10 protein-coding genes are annotated in these 15,444 nt (G+C 73.1%); 2 read left to right on the plus strand and 8 right to left on the minus strand.

Going from position 1 to position 15,444, the window contains the following annotated elements; translation table 11 throughout:
* Positions 1 to 10: 10 nt before the first annotated feature.
* The 6 genes from ACZ5GP_RS31280 to ACZ5GP_RS31305 all read right to left on the minus strand — a co-directional run bounded on the left by ACZ5GP_RS31280 (position 11) and on the right by ACZ5GP_RS31305 (position 10,807).
* Positions 11 to 1,312, minus strand: a complete 1,302-nt coding sequence (locus tag ACZ5GP_RS31280; protein WP_468754064.1) for a M50 family metallopeptidase — start codon at positions 1,310 to 1,312, stop codon at positions 11 to 13.
* Entirely contained in the window at positions 1,309 to 2,595 is a 1,287-nt protein-coding gene (gene dxr / locus ACZ5GP_RS31285) for a 1-deoxy-D-xylulose-5-phosphate reductoisomerase (RefSeq protein WP_468754065.1), read from the minus strand. Before dxr ends, ACZ5GP_RS31280 begins: the two co-directional genes overlap by 4 nt.
* Positions 2,596 to 2,745: 150 nt before the next feature.
* Entirely contained in the window at positions 2,746 to 4,683 is a 1,938-nt protein-coding gene (locus ACZ5GP_RS31290; RefSeq protein ID WP_468754066.1) for an acyl-CoA dehydrogenase family protein, read from the minus strand.
* 227 nt (positions 4,684 to 4,910) lie between these two features.
* Complete coding sequence (locus ACZ5GP_RS31295; protein ID WP_468754067.1) at positions 4,911 to 6,356, minus strand: aldehyde dehydrogenase family protein; 1,446 nt, start codon at positions 6,354 to 6,356, stop codon at positions 4,911 to 4,913.
* A 195-nt stretch (positions 6,357 to 6,551) separates the two neighbouring features.
* Complete coding sequence (locus tag ACZ5GP_RS31300; protein ID WP_468754068.1) at positions 6,552 to 8,270, minus strand: PucR family transcriptional regulator; 1,719 nt, start codon at positions 8,268 to 8,270, stop codon at positions 6,552 to 6,554.
* Positions 8,271 to 8,401: 131 nt separating this feature from the next.
* Positions 8,402 to 10,807, minus strand: coding sequence for an ATP/GTP-binding protein (locus ACZ5GP_RS31305; protein ID WP_468754069.1), 2,406 nt, complete (start codon positions 10,805 to 10,807; stop codon positions 8,402 to 8,404).
* Between the two features lie 285 nt (positions 10,808 to 11,092).
* Between ACZ5GP_RS31305 and gabT the strand changes: the two genes are divergently transcribed.
* Positions 11,093 to 12,427, plus strand: a complete 1,335-nt coding sequence (gabT, locus tag ACZ5GP_RS31310; RefSeq protein ID WP_468754070.1) for a 4-aminobutyrate--2-oxoglutarate transaminase — start codon at positions 11,093 to 11,095, stop codon at positions 12,425 to 12,427.
* 342 nt (positions 12,428 to 12,769) lie between these two features.
* Positions 12,770 to 13,399 (plus strand): phosphatase PAP2 family protein, encoded by a 630-nt coding sequence (locus tag ACZ5GP_RS31315; protein ID WP_468754071.1) that lies wholly within the window; start codon positions 12,770 to 12,772, stop codon positions 13,397 to 13,399.
* Here the strand turns inward: ACZ5GP_RS31315 and ACZ5GP_RS31320 are convergent.
* The gene (locus ACZ5GP_RS31320) at positions 13,368 to 13,844 is read right to left on the minus strand and encodes a hypothetical protein (RefSeq protein ID WP_468754072.1); all 477 of its coding nucleotides are present in this window, start codon (positions 13,842 to 13,844) and stop codon (positions 13,368 to 13,370) included. The genes ACZ5GP_RS31315 and ACZ5GP_RS31320 overlap by 32 nt on opposite strands.
* A 134-nt stretch (positions 13,845 to 13,978) precedes the next feature.
* Positions 13,979 to 15,397: an NAD(P)/FAD-dependent oxidoreductase gene (locus tag ACZ5GP_RS31325; RefSeq protein ID WP_468754073.1), complete on the minus strand. Its 1,419-nt coding sequence runs from the start codon at positions 15,395 to 15,397 to the stop codon at positions 13,979 to 13,981.
* Between the last annotated feature and the right edge of the window lie 47 nt (positions 15,398 to 15,444).

The raw sequence follows: 15,444 nt of genomic DNA on the forward strand, positions 1-15,444 counted from the left end.
CCACGTACGGCTAGGAGATCCGCACCGGATTCACCACGTCCGCGATGAGCACCAGGATCGTGAAGCAGATGAAGATCCCCGCCACCACGTAGGCGACCGGCATCAGCTTCGCCACGTCGAAGGGGCCCGGGTCGGGCCGGCGCAGCACCTTCGCCACGGTGCGGCGCACGGACTCCCACAGGGCGCCCGCGATGTGCCCGCCGTCCAGCGGGAGCAGCGGCAGCATGTTGAAGAGGAACAGCGAGAGGTTGAAGCCGGCGATGAGGAACAGCATCATCGCGATCTGGTTCTGCGGCGGGATGTCCAGGGTGAACACGTCACCGCCGACGCGCGCGGCGCCGACCACGCCCATCGGCGAGTCCTGCTTGCGCTCCCCGTCGCCGAACGCCGCGTCCCACAGGTCGGGGATCTTGGACGGCAGGGCGATGATCGACTCGACGCCGCTCTCCATCATGTCGCCCATGCGCTCCACGGAGTCGCCGAAGGACTGCTGGACGATGCCGGTGGCGGGGGTGAAGCCGAGGAAGCCGGCGTAGACGTACTTGCCCTCCACGTAGGCGCCCTCGCCGTCGGTCTTGGTGACCTGGTTCTTGATGAGGTCGGCGTGCAGGTCCAGGCGCTTGCCGTCGCGCTCGACCGTGAGGGTGGCCGGGCCGATGGTCTCGCGGATCCGCGACTGGAGCGTGGACCAGTCGTCGACGGGCCGGCCCTGGAAGGCGACGATCTTGTCGCCGGGCTTCAGGCCGGCCGCCTTGGCGGGCGCGGCCTTGTCGCCCTTCTCGCACTTGGCGCGGTTCTCGCTCTGCTGGATGACGCAGTCCGAGACCTTGCCGACCTGGGTGGTCTGGGTGCTGATGCCGAACGTCATCATCACGCCGAGGAAGATCGCCACGGCGAGGACGAGGTTCATGAAGGGCCCGGCGAACATCACGATCACGCGCTTCCAGGGCTTGCGCGTGTAGAAGAGACGGCTCTCGTCGCCCGGCTTCAGCTCCTCGAAGGCCGCCGAGCGGGCGTCTTCGATCATGCCGCGCCAGGGGGACGTCGAGCGGGCCTCTATGCGGCCGTCGGCTCCCGGCGGGAACATGCCGATCATGCGGATGTAGCCGCCGAGGGGGATCGCCTTGATGCCGTACTCGGTGTCGCCCTTCTTGCGCGAGAACAGGGTCGGGCCGAAGCCGACCATGTACTGCGGCACGCGGATGCCGAACATCTTGGCGGTCGACAGGTGCCCCAGCTCGTGCCAGGCGATCGAGAAGAGCAGCCCGATCACGAAGACGACTATCCCGAGGATCATCATCAAGGTCGTCATGCACGAGCCTCCGCGGTCGTCTTGGCTGCCAGTTCGCGTGCCCGGGCGCGCGCCCAGGTCTCCGCTTCGAGGACGTCCGCGACGGTCAGGGAAGTTCCCGACGCCGCCGTGCCGGGGTCGCCGTGTTCGTCCACGACCCGCGTCACCGTCTCCATGATGCCGTTGAAGGGCAGCGCGCCCTTGAGGAACGCGTCCACGCATTCCTCGTTGGCGGCATTGAACACCGCCGGAGCCGTGCCCGCGAGCTGTCCGACGTGCCGGGCGAGGCCGACCGAGGGGAACGCCTCTTCGTCGAGGGGGAAGAACTCCCAGCTCGACGCCTTGGTCCAGTCGAAGGCGGGCGCCGCGTCGGGCACCCGTTCGGGCCAGCCGATGCCGATGGCGATCGGGCCGCGCATGTCGGGCGGGGTGGCCTGGGCGAGGGTCGAGCCGTCGGTGAACTCCACCATGGAGTGCACGTAGGACTGCGGGTGGACGACGACCTCGATGCGGTCGAAGGGGATGTCGTAGAGGAGGTGCGCCTCGATGACCTCCAGGCCCTTGTTGACCAGCGTGGCGCTGTTGACGGTGATCACCGGGCCCATGGCCCAGGTGGGGTGCGCGAGCGCGTCCTCGGGGGTCACGTGCGCGAGGTCGGCCTTGGTGCGTCCCCGGAAGGGGCCGCCGGAGGCGGTGACGACGAGCTTGCGCACATCGGCGCGGGTGCCGGCCGCCAGCGCCTGGAAGAGGGCGGCGTGCTCGGAGTCGACCGGGATGATCTGGCCGGGCGCGGCGATCGCCTTGACGAGCGGGCCGCCGACGATCAGGGATTCCTTGTTGGCGAGCGCGAGGGTGCGGCCCGCCTCGAGGGCGGCGAGCGTCGGCGCGAGGCCGATGGAACCGGTGATGCCGTTGAGGACCGTGTGGCAGGCGGAGGCGGCGACCTGCGTCGCGGCGTCCGGTCCGGCCAGGATCTCGGGGAGCGGCTCCCCCGCCTCGTACTGCCCCGCGAGGGCCTCGCGCAGCGCCGGTACGACGTCCTCGCGGGCGACCGCGACGGTGCGCACCCGCAGCCGGCGGGCCTGCTCGGCGAGGAGGCCGACGCGGCCGCCGGCGGCGGAGAGCGCGGTGACGCGGAACCGGTCGGGGTTGCGCAGGACGAGGTCGATGGCCTGGGTGCCGATCGAACCCGTGGACCCGAGGATGACGATGTCACGCGGCCCCGTCCCGTTACCGCCGTCGGTGACGGGGAGGGGGTCGAAGACGCGATGCGGGTCGGCGAGGGGAGATGGGCTGTCGCTCATGCCCCCATTGTGGCCGCTGCGCCTCCCCGCCCGGACCGCGCGCGCCCGGCGGGCGGGGAGGTGTCGGCCTCCGTACGGCTTGCTTCGGGAAATGTCCCGACTTTTCTCGGGGCGTCGCAGCGGACGAGGCGTCGCAGCGAATGGGGCGTCTCAGCGGATGGGGCGGTGGACGTTGTCGCGCTTCGAGGGGCCGGGGGCGGCTTCCGCGATCCAGGGGCCTTCACCGGAGGAGTCGATGACCCCTGCTTCGAGCCAGGTGTAGGTGCCGGACAGGACGCCCTTGACCACCTTGCGGTCGAGGTCGTCGGTGTTGGTCCACAGGCGGGCGAAGAGTTCCTCCACGCGGATGCGGGACTGGCGGCAGAAGGCGTCGGCCAGCTGATAGGCCTCGCGGCCGTGGTCCTCGGTGGTGCGCAGGAGTTCGGCGCGTACGCAGGCCGCGCTCATCGCGAACAGTTCGGCCCCGATGTCGACGATCCGGCCGAGGAAGCCCTGCTTGCTCTCCAGCTTCCCCTGCCAGCGGGACATGGCGTAGAAGGTGGACCGGGCCAGCTTGCGGGCGCCGCGCTCCACGTAGCGCAAGTGGCCGGAGAGGTCGACGTGGCCGGGCGGGTGGAACTCGGCGTAGGAGCGCGGGAGCTGGCCCGGGCCCGCGACCAGCTTCGGCAGCCAGCGCGCGTAGAAGCCGCCGGCCCGCGCGCCCGCCCGCGCCTTGTCGGCGAGGGTCTTGTCGGGGTCGATGAGATCGCCCGCGACCTTCAGGTGGGCGTCGACGGCCTCGCGGGCGATCAGCAGGTGCATGATCTCCGTGGAGCCCTCGAAGATGCGGTTGATGCGCAGGTCGCGCAGGATCTGCTCGGCCGGCACGGCGCGCTCGCCGCGGGCGGCGAGGGACTCGGCGGTCTCGAAGCCGCGGCCGCCGCGGATCTGGACCAGTTCGTCGGCCATCAGCCAGGCCATCTCGGAGCCGTACAGCTTGGCGAGGGCGGCCTCGATGCGGATGTCGTTGCGGTCCTCGTCGGCCATCTGCGAGGAGAGGTCGAGGACGGCTTCGAGGGCGAACGTCGTCGCCGCGATGAAGGAGATCTTCGCACCGACCGCCTCGTGGTACGCCACGGGCTTGCCCCACTGCTCACGGGCCCCGGACCACTCGCGGGCGATCTTCAGGCACCACTTTCCGGCGCCGACGCACATGGCGGGCAGGGAGAGCCGCCCGGTGTTGAGCGTGGTCAGGGCGATCTTCAGGCCCGCGCCCTCGGGGCCGATGCGGTTCGCGGCCGGGACGCGCACCTGGTGGAAGCGGGTCACGCCGTTCTCCAGGCCGCGCAGGCCCATGAACGCGTTGCGGTTCTCCACGGTGACGCCCTCGGCGGTCGCCTCGACGACGAACGCGGTGATGCCGCCCTTGTGGCCCTCGGACCTCGGCACCCGTGCCATCACGACCAGCAGGTCCGCGACGACGCCGTTGGTGGTCCACAGCTTCACGCCGTCCAGGACGTAGTCGTCGCCGTCCGGCACGGCCGTGGTGGCCAGGCGGGCCGGGTCGGAGCCGACGTCCGGCTCGGTCAGCAGGAACGCCGTGATGTCGGTGGTGGCGCAGCGCGGCAGGAAGGCGTCCTTCTGCTCCTGGGTGCCGAAGATCTTCAGGGGCTGCGGTACGCCGATCGACTGGTGCGCGGAGAGCAGCGCGCCGATCGCGGGGCTCGCGGAGCCGGCGAGGGCGAGGGCCTTGTTGTAGTAGACCTGCGTGAGGCCGAGTCCGCCGTACTTCGTGTCGATCTTCATGCCGAGGGCGCCGAGTTCCTTGAGGCCCTTGATGACCTCGTCGGGGATGCGCGCCTCGCGTTCGATGCGGGCCGAGTCGACCTTCGTCTCGCAGAAGTCGCGGAGCCGGGCGAGGAACTCCTCGCCGCGCCGCGCGTCCTCGTCGGCGGGCAGGGGGTGCGGGTGGACCAGGTCGAGCCGGAAGCGGCCGAGGAAGAGTTCCTTGGCGAAGCTCGGCTTTCGCCAGTCCTGTTCGCGTGCGGCCTCGGCGACCTGCCGGGCCTCGCGTTCGCTCACGGACGGCTTGGGGGTTGGTGCGGTCATGAAGCTCACCTCGCCGCGCAGAGGGGTCGGATGCTGCTTCGGTCTTCGGTTACCGGCTGGTGCTACTGGATCGTTGGTACCCCATTCGTCCCGACCCCACCAGTCCTCGCGCAGCGTTCGCATGAGATGCGACCGCCCGTGCGCCGGGCCGCGCCGCGCGTACGCACGCGAACGGCCGGAGCCCCCGCACAGTGGGCTCCGGCCGTGGCCTTGGGGACGAACGTCGCTTACAGGGCGAGGCCCGTCAGCACCATGACCCGCTCGTAGGTGTAGTCCTCCATCGCGTAGCGGACGCCCTCGCGGCCGACGCCGGACTGCTTGACGCCGCCGTAGGGCATCTGGTCGGCGCGGTAGGAGGGGGCGTCGCCGATGACCACGCCGCCGACCTCGAGGGCGCGGTGCGCGCGGAAGGCGGTCTGCAGGTCGTGCGTGAAGACGCCCGCCTGGAGGCCGTACTTGGAGTCGTTGACGGCGGCGAACGCCTCCGCCTCGCCGTTCACCTTCTTGAGGGTGAGGACCGGTCCGAAGACCTCCTCGCGGGCGAGGGTCACCTCGGCCGGCACGTCGGCGAGGACGGTCGGCGCGTACGTGGCGCCGTCGCGCTTGCCGCCGGTGAGCAGCCGCGCGCCCGCCTGGACGGCCTCGTCGACCCAGGACTCCACGCGCTTGGCGGCGTCCTCGTTGACCAGCGGGCCGACCTCGGTCGCCGGGTCGGCGGGGTCGCCGGTGACCTGGGCCTCGACGGCCTTGACGACGCGCTCCACGAGCCGGTCGTAGACGGCGCTGTCGGCGATGACCCGCTGCACGGAGATGCAGGACTGGCCGCCCTGGTAGTTGGAGAAGGTCGCGATCCGCGAGGCGGCCCAGTCCAGGTCCTCGTCCGAGGAGAAGTCGTCGAGGACGACGGCCGCGCCGTTGCCGCCCAGCTCCAGGGTGCAGTGCTTGCGCGGCACCGAGTCCATGATCGCGTAGCCGACCTTGTCGGAGCCGGTGAAGGAGATGACCGGCAGGCGCTCGTCCTGGACGAGGGCGGGCATCTTGTCGTTGGCGACCGGCAGGACCGACCAGGAGCCGGCGGGCAGCTCGGTCTCGGCGAGCAGCTCGCCGAGGATCAGGCCGGACAGCGGGGTCGCGGGGGCCGGCTTCAGGATGATCGGCGCGCCGACGGCGATGGCCGGGGCGACCTTGTGCGCGCAGAGGTTCAGCGGGAAGTTGAACGGCGCGATGCCGAGGACGACGCCCTTGGGGAAGCGGCGCGTCAGGGCGAGGCGGCCCTGGCCGCCGGCGTCGGTGTCCAGGCGCTGGGCCTCGCCGCCGTTGAAGCGGCGGGCCTCCTCCGCGGCGAACCGGAAGACGGAGACCGCGCGGCCCACCTCGCCGCGGGCCCACTTGATCGGCTTGCCGTTCTCGGCGGAGATGAGCTGCGCGATCTCCTCGGTGCGCTCGACGAGCCGGCGGCTCACGTGGTCGAGGGCGGCGGCGCGGGCGTGGGCCGGGGTCGCGGCGAACTCGTCGCGCACGGCGTACGCGGCGGCCACGGCCTCCTCGACCTGGGCGTCGGTCGGGACGGCCGCCTTGGCGACGAGCCGCCCGTCCCAGGGCGAGGTGACGTCGAACGTGGTCTCGCCGGTGGTCTGGCGACCGGCGAGCCAGAAGGCGTGGATGGAAGTCATGCGAATTCCCGGCCCTTCCGCGGAGCTGTGTCTGGAGGTACGTCCCTCACCGTAGGGGCAGCGGAAGTCCGGGGCGTTTGTCCGACTCGGCGTACTGCCGGGGGGCGTCGCACCGCTTTGGCAGGGGTGGGGGTTTCCGTACGCGGAAGGGGCGTGCCCCGTGGGCCGTCCGCCCTGGTCCGCCCCCCCGCTACGTCAGTCCGACCCCGTCGACGTCGCCTTCAGCGAGAGCCACAGCTCCATGCGGACGTCCGGGTCGTCCAGTGAGCGGCCGAGGATCTCCTCGACCCGGCGCATGCGGTAGCGCAGGGTGTGCCGGTGGACGCCGAGGTCCGCCGCCGCCGCGTCCCACTGGCCGTGCCGCGAGAGCCAGGCCCGCAGCGAGGCCACGAGGTCGCCGCGGCCCGTCGCGTCGTGCTCGCGCAGGGCCCGGAGCAGTCCGTCGGCGAAGGCGCGCACCGCGTCGTCGGCGAGCAGCGGCAGCACCGATCCCGCGGCGAGCTCCTCGTGCTCGACGAGCGCCCGCCCGCGCCTGCGGGCGACGGACAGTGCCTGTTCGGCCTGCTTGTAGGCGGTGGCGGCGGCGATCGGCCCGGCCGGCGCGGACAGGCCCATCACCAGCTCGGCCTCCTCGCCGGACACCGTGGCCTCGCGCCCCGCGGCGCCCCGCCCGGCCTCCAGGGCCGCCGCGTACTGCGCGCAGGCCCGCGCCCCCGCGCCGCCGTCCACGACCAGCAGCACCAGCCGCCGGCCGTAGGGGACGACGAGCAGTGCCTCGCCGGAGCGGGCGGCGGCGGCGTCGACGACGTCGACGAGCGCGGCGAGCGGATCTCCGCCGCCCGACGCGTCGCCCGCCACGGCGAGGACCGCGGCGGAGGCCGAGGCGGGGGCGGCGGCCTGCGCCGGAGCAGTGCCGCTCTCGGCGCCCTCGCCGGGTGCGGCGCCCGCGCCCGCCCGCACCCGGGCCGCCGAGGCGGAGGCCACCTCGGCGACGACGAGCCGGAAGGGGGCGTCCAGGAGGCTTCCGTAGAGCTCGCCCGCGACGGTCCGCGCGTGGTCGGGCTCCCCCGCGAGCAGCATGCGCAGCACGGCGGCACCGATGCGCTGCTCGGCGGCGTGCAGGGAGCGGGAGCGCTCGGTGGTCAGGGTGAGCAGCGCGATGGCGGAGTGCACGGCGTAGCGCTCGGCGGTGCCGAGGGTCGATGCCGTGCCGACGGCGAGGGCGGCCCGTGGTCTGCGGCCGGTGCCCAGCGAGTGCAGCTCGATACGGTCCTCGGCGCCGGCGACGACCGAACTGGCGGGCGCGGGCCGCTCCCGGAGGCGCTCGACGTCGGCGGTGAGGCGGGCGGCGCGGCGCGCGGCCCACTCCGGGGCGGTGGCGACGACGGCGCCCGAGGCGTCGTAGAGCGCGGCCCAGCCGTCCACCTGTCCGGCGAGCGCGAGCAGCAGGCCCTCGGGGCCGTCGCTGAGCGCCTGCTTGGTCAGCTCGCGCTGGGCGGAGAAGCCGGCGGTGACCGCGCGGTACTGCTCCTCGGCGATGGCGGCGGAGACGGCCTTGCTGATGGCGAGGAACGGGGTGCGCCGGGGCACCTCGATGAGCGGCAGGTTCGCCTCGGTGGCGGCGTCCAGGAGGGCCTTGGGGATGTCCGGGTAGTGGACGCCGACGGCGAAGCCGAGGCCGACGACGCCGGCGCCCGCGAGCCGTTTCACGTAGCGCCGCATGGCCTGGGGGTCCTCCGCGTCCAGCTTGAGCGCGGTGATCAGGAGCAGCTCGCCGCCCTCCATGTAGGGCACCGGATCGGCGAGCTCGCTCGCGTGCGCCCAGCGCACGGGGGTGTCCAGGCGCTCCTCGCCCGCACGCACGGTCAGCTTGAGCGCGGAGTGGTGGACGAGCGAGGCGAGCGTGGGCGGCATGGGACCTTCAGGTCTGCGGCGGTGGGGTGGATCTTTTGGCCGGTCCGTATGAACGACCTGTGTCGATTCTGCCTCACCGTACGGTGGGGACAAGACGGAAGCCCGCCGTCCGCACCCGTCCGCACCCGTCCTCACCCGTTCTGGCCGGACGCCGTCCCGCTCCGCAGATCCACGAGCAGCGGCGGCGCGTGCTCGCCGTCCACGGTGGTGAGCGAGAGCACGGCGTGGCCGGGCGGCAGCGCGTGGGCGAGGTCGGAGGCGGACCAGCGCTCCCGCTCGATCTTGCGTACGGTGACCGCGTCCGTGGTCACCGCCTTGCCGGTGACGAGCTTGCGCAGCGAGTGCAGCGCCCGTGTCATCGGCTGGTCGGCGAAGACGGTGTGCTGCGCGACTTCCTTGGTCTCGATCCATTCGGTGCCCCAGGCCTCGGTGAACCGGCGCCCGTCCCACGTCGTCACTCCGGAGAAGGCCATCCGGCAGCCGACCGCCGCGTACAGCGGCCCCTGGAGCGCCTCCGGCACCTCTCCTATGGTGCGCAGGCCCAGCACGACGCCGGCGTTCAGCGAGCGCAGCCGCTGGATGGCGCGCACGCTCTCGGCGGTGAGCGTGCGCGAGGCGTCGTCGAGGATCAGTCCGACGAAGTGCGTACGTCGGGCGCGGCCGCGCGCCACGTAGGTGAACTGGGCGAGCAGCAGGCGTGCCAGCAGCCGCGAGGCCTCCTCGTGGCCGTGTTCGGGCAGGTCCACCCGCACGCGCAGCGGATGGTGGGCGAGGGCCCGCATGGAGAAGGGGTGCCCGTCGCCGCCGGGGTCGAAGAAGTCGGCGAACGCGGGCCGGTCGAGCAGGGCGAGCCGGTCGGCGAGCGCGGGGCCCGGGTCGTTGGGGGAACCGGACTGGCGGATGCGGGCGTCCAGCTCACGGCGCATGGCGGCGTGTTCCCCCGCGGCGAGGCCCGCCTGGAGGGCGGTGAGCGCGGCTCGGTCCCCTTCGAGCAGTTCCCGCAGCACGGGTACGGAGGGGAAACGGCCGTGCAGGGCGCGGTAGGGGCCGAGCAGCTGGGCGAGGGTGGTGGCGGCGCGCCGCGTGTCGACGGCTTCGAGGTCGCCGACCAGGCCCTCGGCGAGGAAGGAGGCGGCCTCGTCCGCGTCGGCGCAGTCCGCGTACAGGTCGATGTCGTGGACGGACGCCGGGGCGCCGGGTTTGACCACGACGTCGTACGTCTCGTCGGCGCCGAGCCGGGTGCCCGCCGCGCACACCACGACGACCGCGCACTGTCCGGTGAGGGCGCCGAGGGCGAGCGACTCGGCGACGGGCCGCATGAGCCGGCCGGTCTTGCCGGCGCCGGAGGGGCCCACGGCGAGCAGCGAGGTGGCGAGCACTCTCCGGTCGAGGGCCGCGCCCGCGTCGCGTACGGCGTGGGGGTTGCGTTCGTCCTTCGCGAAGCGGCCGATCCTGACCTGGCCGGTGAGCAGGTCGTGGACGGCGGTGCGGGCCGGCAGGTCGCGCTGGCCCGAGGGGTGGACCCAGGCGGCGGCGCCGCTCCTCGCGACCGTGTCGACGAACCCGGCGAGGGCGGTCGGGTCGGGGGCGGCCGTGCGCCAGGCGTGGGCGAGGCGGGCGCAGTCGACGTCGGTCATGCGCCCGGCGAGCAGTTCGCCGCAGAGCAGGTCCGCGGCCTTGTCCTGGCCGGCCGCGCGCAGTTCGGGCCAGTGGGCGTGCGCGGGGGCGGCGGGGGGGCGGGGCGGGGCGGCGGGACGGCGCGCGCCGGCGCTCCTGGCCTCGCGGACCGCCTGCCACCAGCCGCCGATCCGGGCGAAGGGCCACAGCACGGCGAGCGTGATCAGGCCGTACAGGGCGTCGATGACCACGGGTGAGGCGAAGACTTCGTAGCCGCCTGTGACCAGCGCGACCAGGGAGAAGACGGGGTCGGCGACGGGCAGCGGCCGCATGTCCAGGCCGAGGGCGCTCGGCCAGACGAAGATCAGGGCGCCCACCGCGGCGACGGAGGCGAGCACGGCGCGGGACGGTTGCGGGCGCCGCACCACGAAGTGGCGGATCGAGTCGGGCCAGGCGCCGAGCCGTCCCACGGCGTACACCAGCGCCCCGAAGACCACCCCGTCGTAGACGATCCGGGCGTCCGTGCCCTGCCACACCTTGGGCTGGGTGCTGCCGATCCACCACCACTCCCCCGGGGTGAACAGCTTCAGCAGGGCCCACTGGTAGGGGATGCTCCCCTGCCGCCACAGCGACCAGAACAGCAGTCCGAGCAGGGTGGAGATCACCATGCCGACGACCAGGCGCCGGTCGGCGCCCTCGCTCTCGGCCTCGGGTGCGGGGGGCCGGTGGCGGTAGCGCCAGATGCCCGGGGCGGCCTCGGGGCGGGGGGCGGCGAGCCAGTCGGCGACGGTGGCGGGCCGGTCGTCGCCGGGCGGCCGCCGGGGCATCGGCGGCGCGGCGGGGGGCGCCGGTGGCGCCGGGCGCGGTGCCGGTGCGGCCCGCTGCCCGTCGCGTGCCCCGTGCGTGCCCTCGGTGTCCATGGCCGTTGCCCCCTGACCTGCCGGTCCGTCCGTCGATCCGGGCTCAATCTAGTGCCAGCGGGTGGGGAGTTCACCGGTTACGCGCCCGGTCCCTCCGGGCGGCCGGACGGCCCCTTGTGTCCAAGTCGGACAACCCTGCCGGCCGACCCCACCCCGATGGAGCATGACCGGCCGCCCGTCCCACCCCTAACCTGCGAGAAACCCCGTCGAACCAGGCAACCCCGTCGACCGGCGCTGGCCCGGCGCCGGCGCAGCCGTCCAACCCGAGAAATACAGGAGCCCCGCATGAGCACCATCCCGCAGGAGCGCCGCGTCGTCACCGCCATCCCCGGCCCGAAGTCGCAGGAGCTGCAGGCCCGCCGTGCCGCCGTGGTCGCCGGTGGTGTGGGCTCCGTGCTGCCCGTCTTCACCGCTCGCGCGGACGGCGGCATCATCGAGGACGTCGACGGCAACCGGTTGATCGACTTCGGCTCCGGCATCGCCGTGACGTCCGTGGGCGCCTCCGCCGAGGCCGTGGTGCGCCGCGCCTCCGCCCAGCTCCAGGACTTCACGCACACCTGTTTCATGGTCACGCCGTACGAGGGGTACGTGGCCGTCGCCGAGGCGCTCGCCGAGCTGACGCCGGGCGACCACGAGAAGAAGTCGGCGCTGTTCAACTCCGGCGCCGAGGCCGTCGAGAACGCCGTCAAGATCGCCCGTGCGTACACCAAGCGGCAGGCCGTCGTCGTCTTCGACCACGGCTACCACGGCCGTACGAACCTCACGATGGCGCTGACCGCCAAGAACATGCCGTACAAGCACGGCTTCGGCCCGTTCGCCCCCGAGGTCTACCGCGTCCCGGTCGCCTACGGCTACCGCTGGCCGACCGGCGCCGAGAACGCCGGCCCCGAGGCCGCCAAGCAGGCCATCGACCAGATCACCAAGCAGGTCGGCGCGGAGAACGTCGCCGCGATCATCATCGAGCCGGTGCTCGGCGAGGGCGGCTTCATCGAGCCCGCGAAGGGCTTCCTGCCCGCCATCGTGAAGTTCGCGAACGACAACGGCATCGTCTTCGTGGCCGACGAGATCCAGTCCGGCTTCTGCCGCACCGGCCAGTGGTTCGCCTGCGAGGACGAGGGCATCGTCCCCGACCTGATCACCACCGCCAAGGGCATCGCGGGCGGTCTGCCGCTCGCCGCCGTGACCGGCCGCGCCGAGATCATGGACGCCCCGCACGCGGGCGGCCTCGGCGGCACCTACGGCGGCAACCCGGTGGCCTGCGCCGGTGCGCTCGGCGCCATCGAGACGATGAAGGAGCTCGACCTCAACGCCAAGGCGAAGAACATCGAGGCCACCATGAAGGCCCGCCTCACCGCGATGGCCGAGAAGTTCGACGTCATCGGTGACGTCCGCGGCCGCGGCGCGATGATCGCCATCGAGCTGGTCAAGGACCGCGCGACCAAGGAGCCCGACCCGGAGGCGACCGCCGCCCTGGCCAAGGCCTGCCACGCGGAGGGCCTGCTGGTCCTGACCTGCGGCACCTACGGCAACGTGCTGCGCTTCCTGCCGCCGCTGGTCATCGGCGACGACCTGCTGAACGAGGGCCTGGACATCATCGAGGGCGCCTTCGCCGGCGTCTGAGTCCGGCGAGCGTCCGGGCGAGCGTCGGGGCGTGTGAAGAAGGTGTGCGGGCCCCATGACGGGTTGCCGAGGTGCCTGTCGGCCCGCCACCGTCTGCCGTACGGTTTTCCGCAGATGAGAGAGACACCCCGCCCACAGGGGACGGTGGGCGACACCAGGGCGGAGCCTTCCCGGCCCCGTCCCGGTCGTGCCTTCGCGCACACACCCGGCGCCCCTGGCTCCGGAACTCCTCACCGATCGGACGGCCGCACGCCCCACACCCCCCGGGGCGCGCGGCACCCCGGTCCTCCCGGCCGCCCCGGAACCTCCCCCCCTGTTCCGGGGCGGTCGCCCCTTTTCCTCGTGCCGGCTCTCGGCTCGCTGCTCTTCGCGCTGTGCACCTGGCAGGTCGTGGCCGGCGGGCCGCTGCGCCGCGCCGACGAGCGCGTGGGGCGGGCCGTCGCGGGCTGCGGTTTCCCCGAGGGCGTCGCGGAGTTCTTCGCCGACCTCGGCAACGCGAGTGTCGCCGTGCCGGTCCTCCTCGCCGTCCTCCCCCTGGTGACCTGGCGCGGCCGTCGCGCCGGCGTGCCCCGCTGGTGGCTGCCCGGCACGGCCTGCGCCGTCGCCCTGGCCGCGGTGCCCGCGCTCGTCGTCCCGCTCAAGGCGGCCGTCGGCCGGCCCGGCCCGCCCGGCATGTCCGGCCACGACGGCTTCTACCCCTCGGGCCACACGGCGACGGCCGCCGTCGCCTATGGGGCGGCGGCGCTGCTCCTGCTGCCGCTGCCGCGCTCTTCGTACGGGCGCGTCGCCCTGCTCATCGGCTGTGCGGCGCTGAACGTCGCCGTCGGCTTCGGTCTCGTGCGGCGCGGGTACCACTGGCCGCTGGACGTGGTGGGCTCGTGGCTGCTGTGCGGGGTGCTGCTCCAGGTCGTGGCGGTGGCGGTGGGGCGGTCGCAAAGGCTCACCACTCCTGATCCCGGGCCCCCTGGGTGAGGCCCGCGGCCGCCTCGTGCATCGCCAGTTCGAGCAGCGCGGGGTCCGTCAGGGTGCCCGAGCCGTCGGGGGCGATCAGCCAGCGGACGCCGCTCGCGGCGCGGCCCGGGTAGGGCACGACGATCCAGGTGCCGTGCCCCGCGCCGCGCACTCCCGTGCCGAGCCAGCGGGCCGCCGTGCCGGCCGGGACGAAGAAGCCCGTGCGCCCGTCCCCGAAGTCGGTGAGCACCGGCCCGGGGCGGTCCACGCAGCGGCTCAGCACGTCCAGCGTGGGGTGGCCGAGGTCGCCGGGCAGGATCAGCACGTCCCAGCGGCGCCCGGCGGGCAGCAGCGCGACGCCGAGGGGGTTGCGCTCCCATTCCCAGCGGCAGGCGTCCGGATCCGGTGCCACCGACACCAGCCATTCGACCGCCGCCCTCGTTCCCGAGCCACCCGAGCCAGTCATGGCGGGACCTCCCTTTCCTGTACGACAACGGTGCGTGTCACAGGAGAGAGAGGCCCCGGGGCGGATCATTACGCGAGTTCGCCTACGTGCCGGTAGCGCGGCGGCGCGCGGTGATCCCCCCGGCGTACGCCGGTTCAGCTGTCGAAGCCGAGTCCCAGCTTGTCCATCGTCTTGAGCCAGAGGTTGCGCTTGCCGCCGTTGGCGTCGGAGCGGGCCAGCGACCACTTGGTCAGCGCGACACCGGTCCAGGCGAACGGCTCGGGCGGGAACGGCAGCGGCTTGGTGCGGACCATCTCCAGGCTCGTGCGCTCGGTCTGCTCGCCGGAGAGCAGGTCCAGCATCACGTCGGCGCCGAACCGGGTGGCCCCGACACCGAGGCCCGTGTACCCGGCCGCGTAGGCGACGCGCCCCTGGTGCGCCGTGCCGAAGAACGCGGAGAACCGCGAGCAGGTGTCGATCGCGCCGCCCCAGGCGTGCGTGAAGCGGACCCCCTCCAGCTGGGGGAAGCAGGTGAAGAAGTGCTCGGCGAGCTTCGCGTACGTCTCGGGCCGGTCGTCGTACTCGGCGCGCACCTTCCCGCCGTACGGGTAGATCGCGTCGTAACCGCCCCACAGGACGCGGTTGTCGGCGGAGAGCCGGAAGTAGTGGAACTGGTTCGCGCTGTCGCCGAGCCCCTGCCGGTTGCGCCAGCCGATCGCGGCCAGCTGCTCGCCGGTCAGCGGCTCGGTCATCAGCGCGTAGTCGTAGACCGGGACGGTGTACGCGCGGATCCGCCTGACCAGCGAGGGGAAGATGTTCGTGGCGAGCGCGACCTGGCGGGCGAAGACCCTGCCGTACGGCGTGCGGACCGCCATCCCGGCGCCCGCCCGGGCCAGTTCGAGGGCGGGCGTGTGCTCGTAGACGCGTACGCCCTTCTCCAGGCAGGCCCGCTTCAGACCCCAGGCCAGCTTCGCCGGATGCAGCATGGCGACGCCGTCGCGGTCCCACAGGCCGCCGAGGAACGTCGGTGAGTCGACCTGCTCGCGCACGGCGTCCGCGTCGAGGAGTTCGCAGCCGCCGGCCAGGCCGTGGGCGGCCATCTCGTCGTACATCTCGCGCAGTTCGGCCACCTGGTGCGGCGCGGTGGCGACGTCGATCTCACCGGTGCGTTCGAAGTCGCAGTCGATGGAGTAGCGCTTGACGGCCGCCTCGATCGCGTCGAGGTTGCGGGCGCCCAGCTCTTCCAGCTTCTCGATCTCGCCGGGCCAGCGGGCCAGGCCGTTGGCGATGCCGTGCGTGAGGGAGGCGGCGCAGAAGCCGCCGTTGCGGCCGGAGGCGGCCCAGCCCGCCTCGCGGCCCTCGACGAGGACGACCTCGCGGCGCGGATCGCGCTCCTTGGCGTTGAGCGCGGTCCACAGGCCGCTGTAGCCGCCGCCGACGACGAGCAGGTCGCACCGGTCGTCGCCGGTGAGGGCGGGCTCGGGGGCGGGCCTGCCGGGGTCGTCCAGCCAGTACGAGACGGGCTGGGCGTCGGAGAGGGACTTGGTCCAGCGGGTCATGGCGCTTGGGGCCATGATTTCCACTCCTTCAGAAATTGCGGGGGTGATGAGATTTCTTACCG

It is taken from the genome of Streptomyces sp. NPDC031466 (assembly GCF_055581265.1).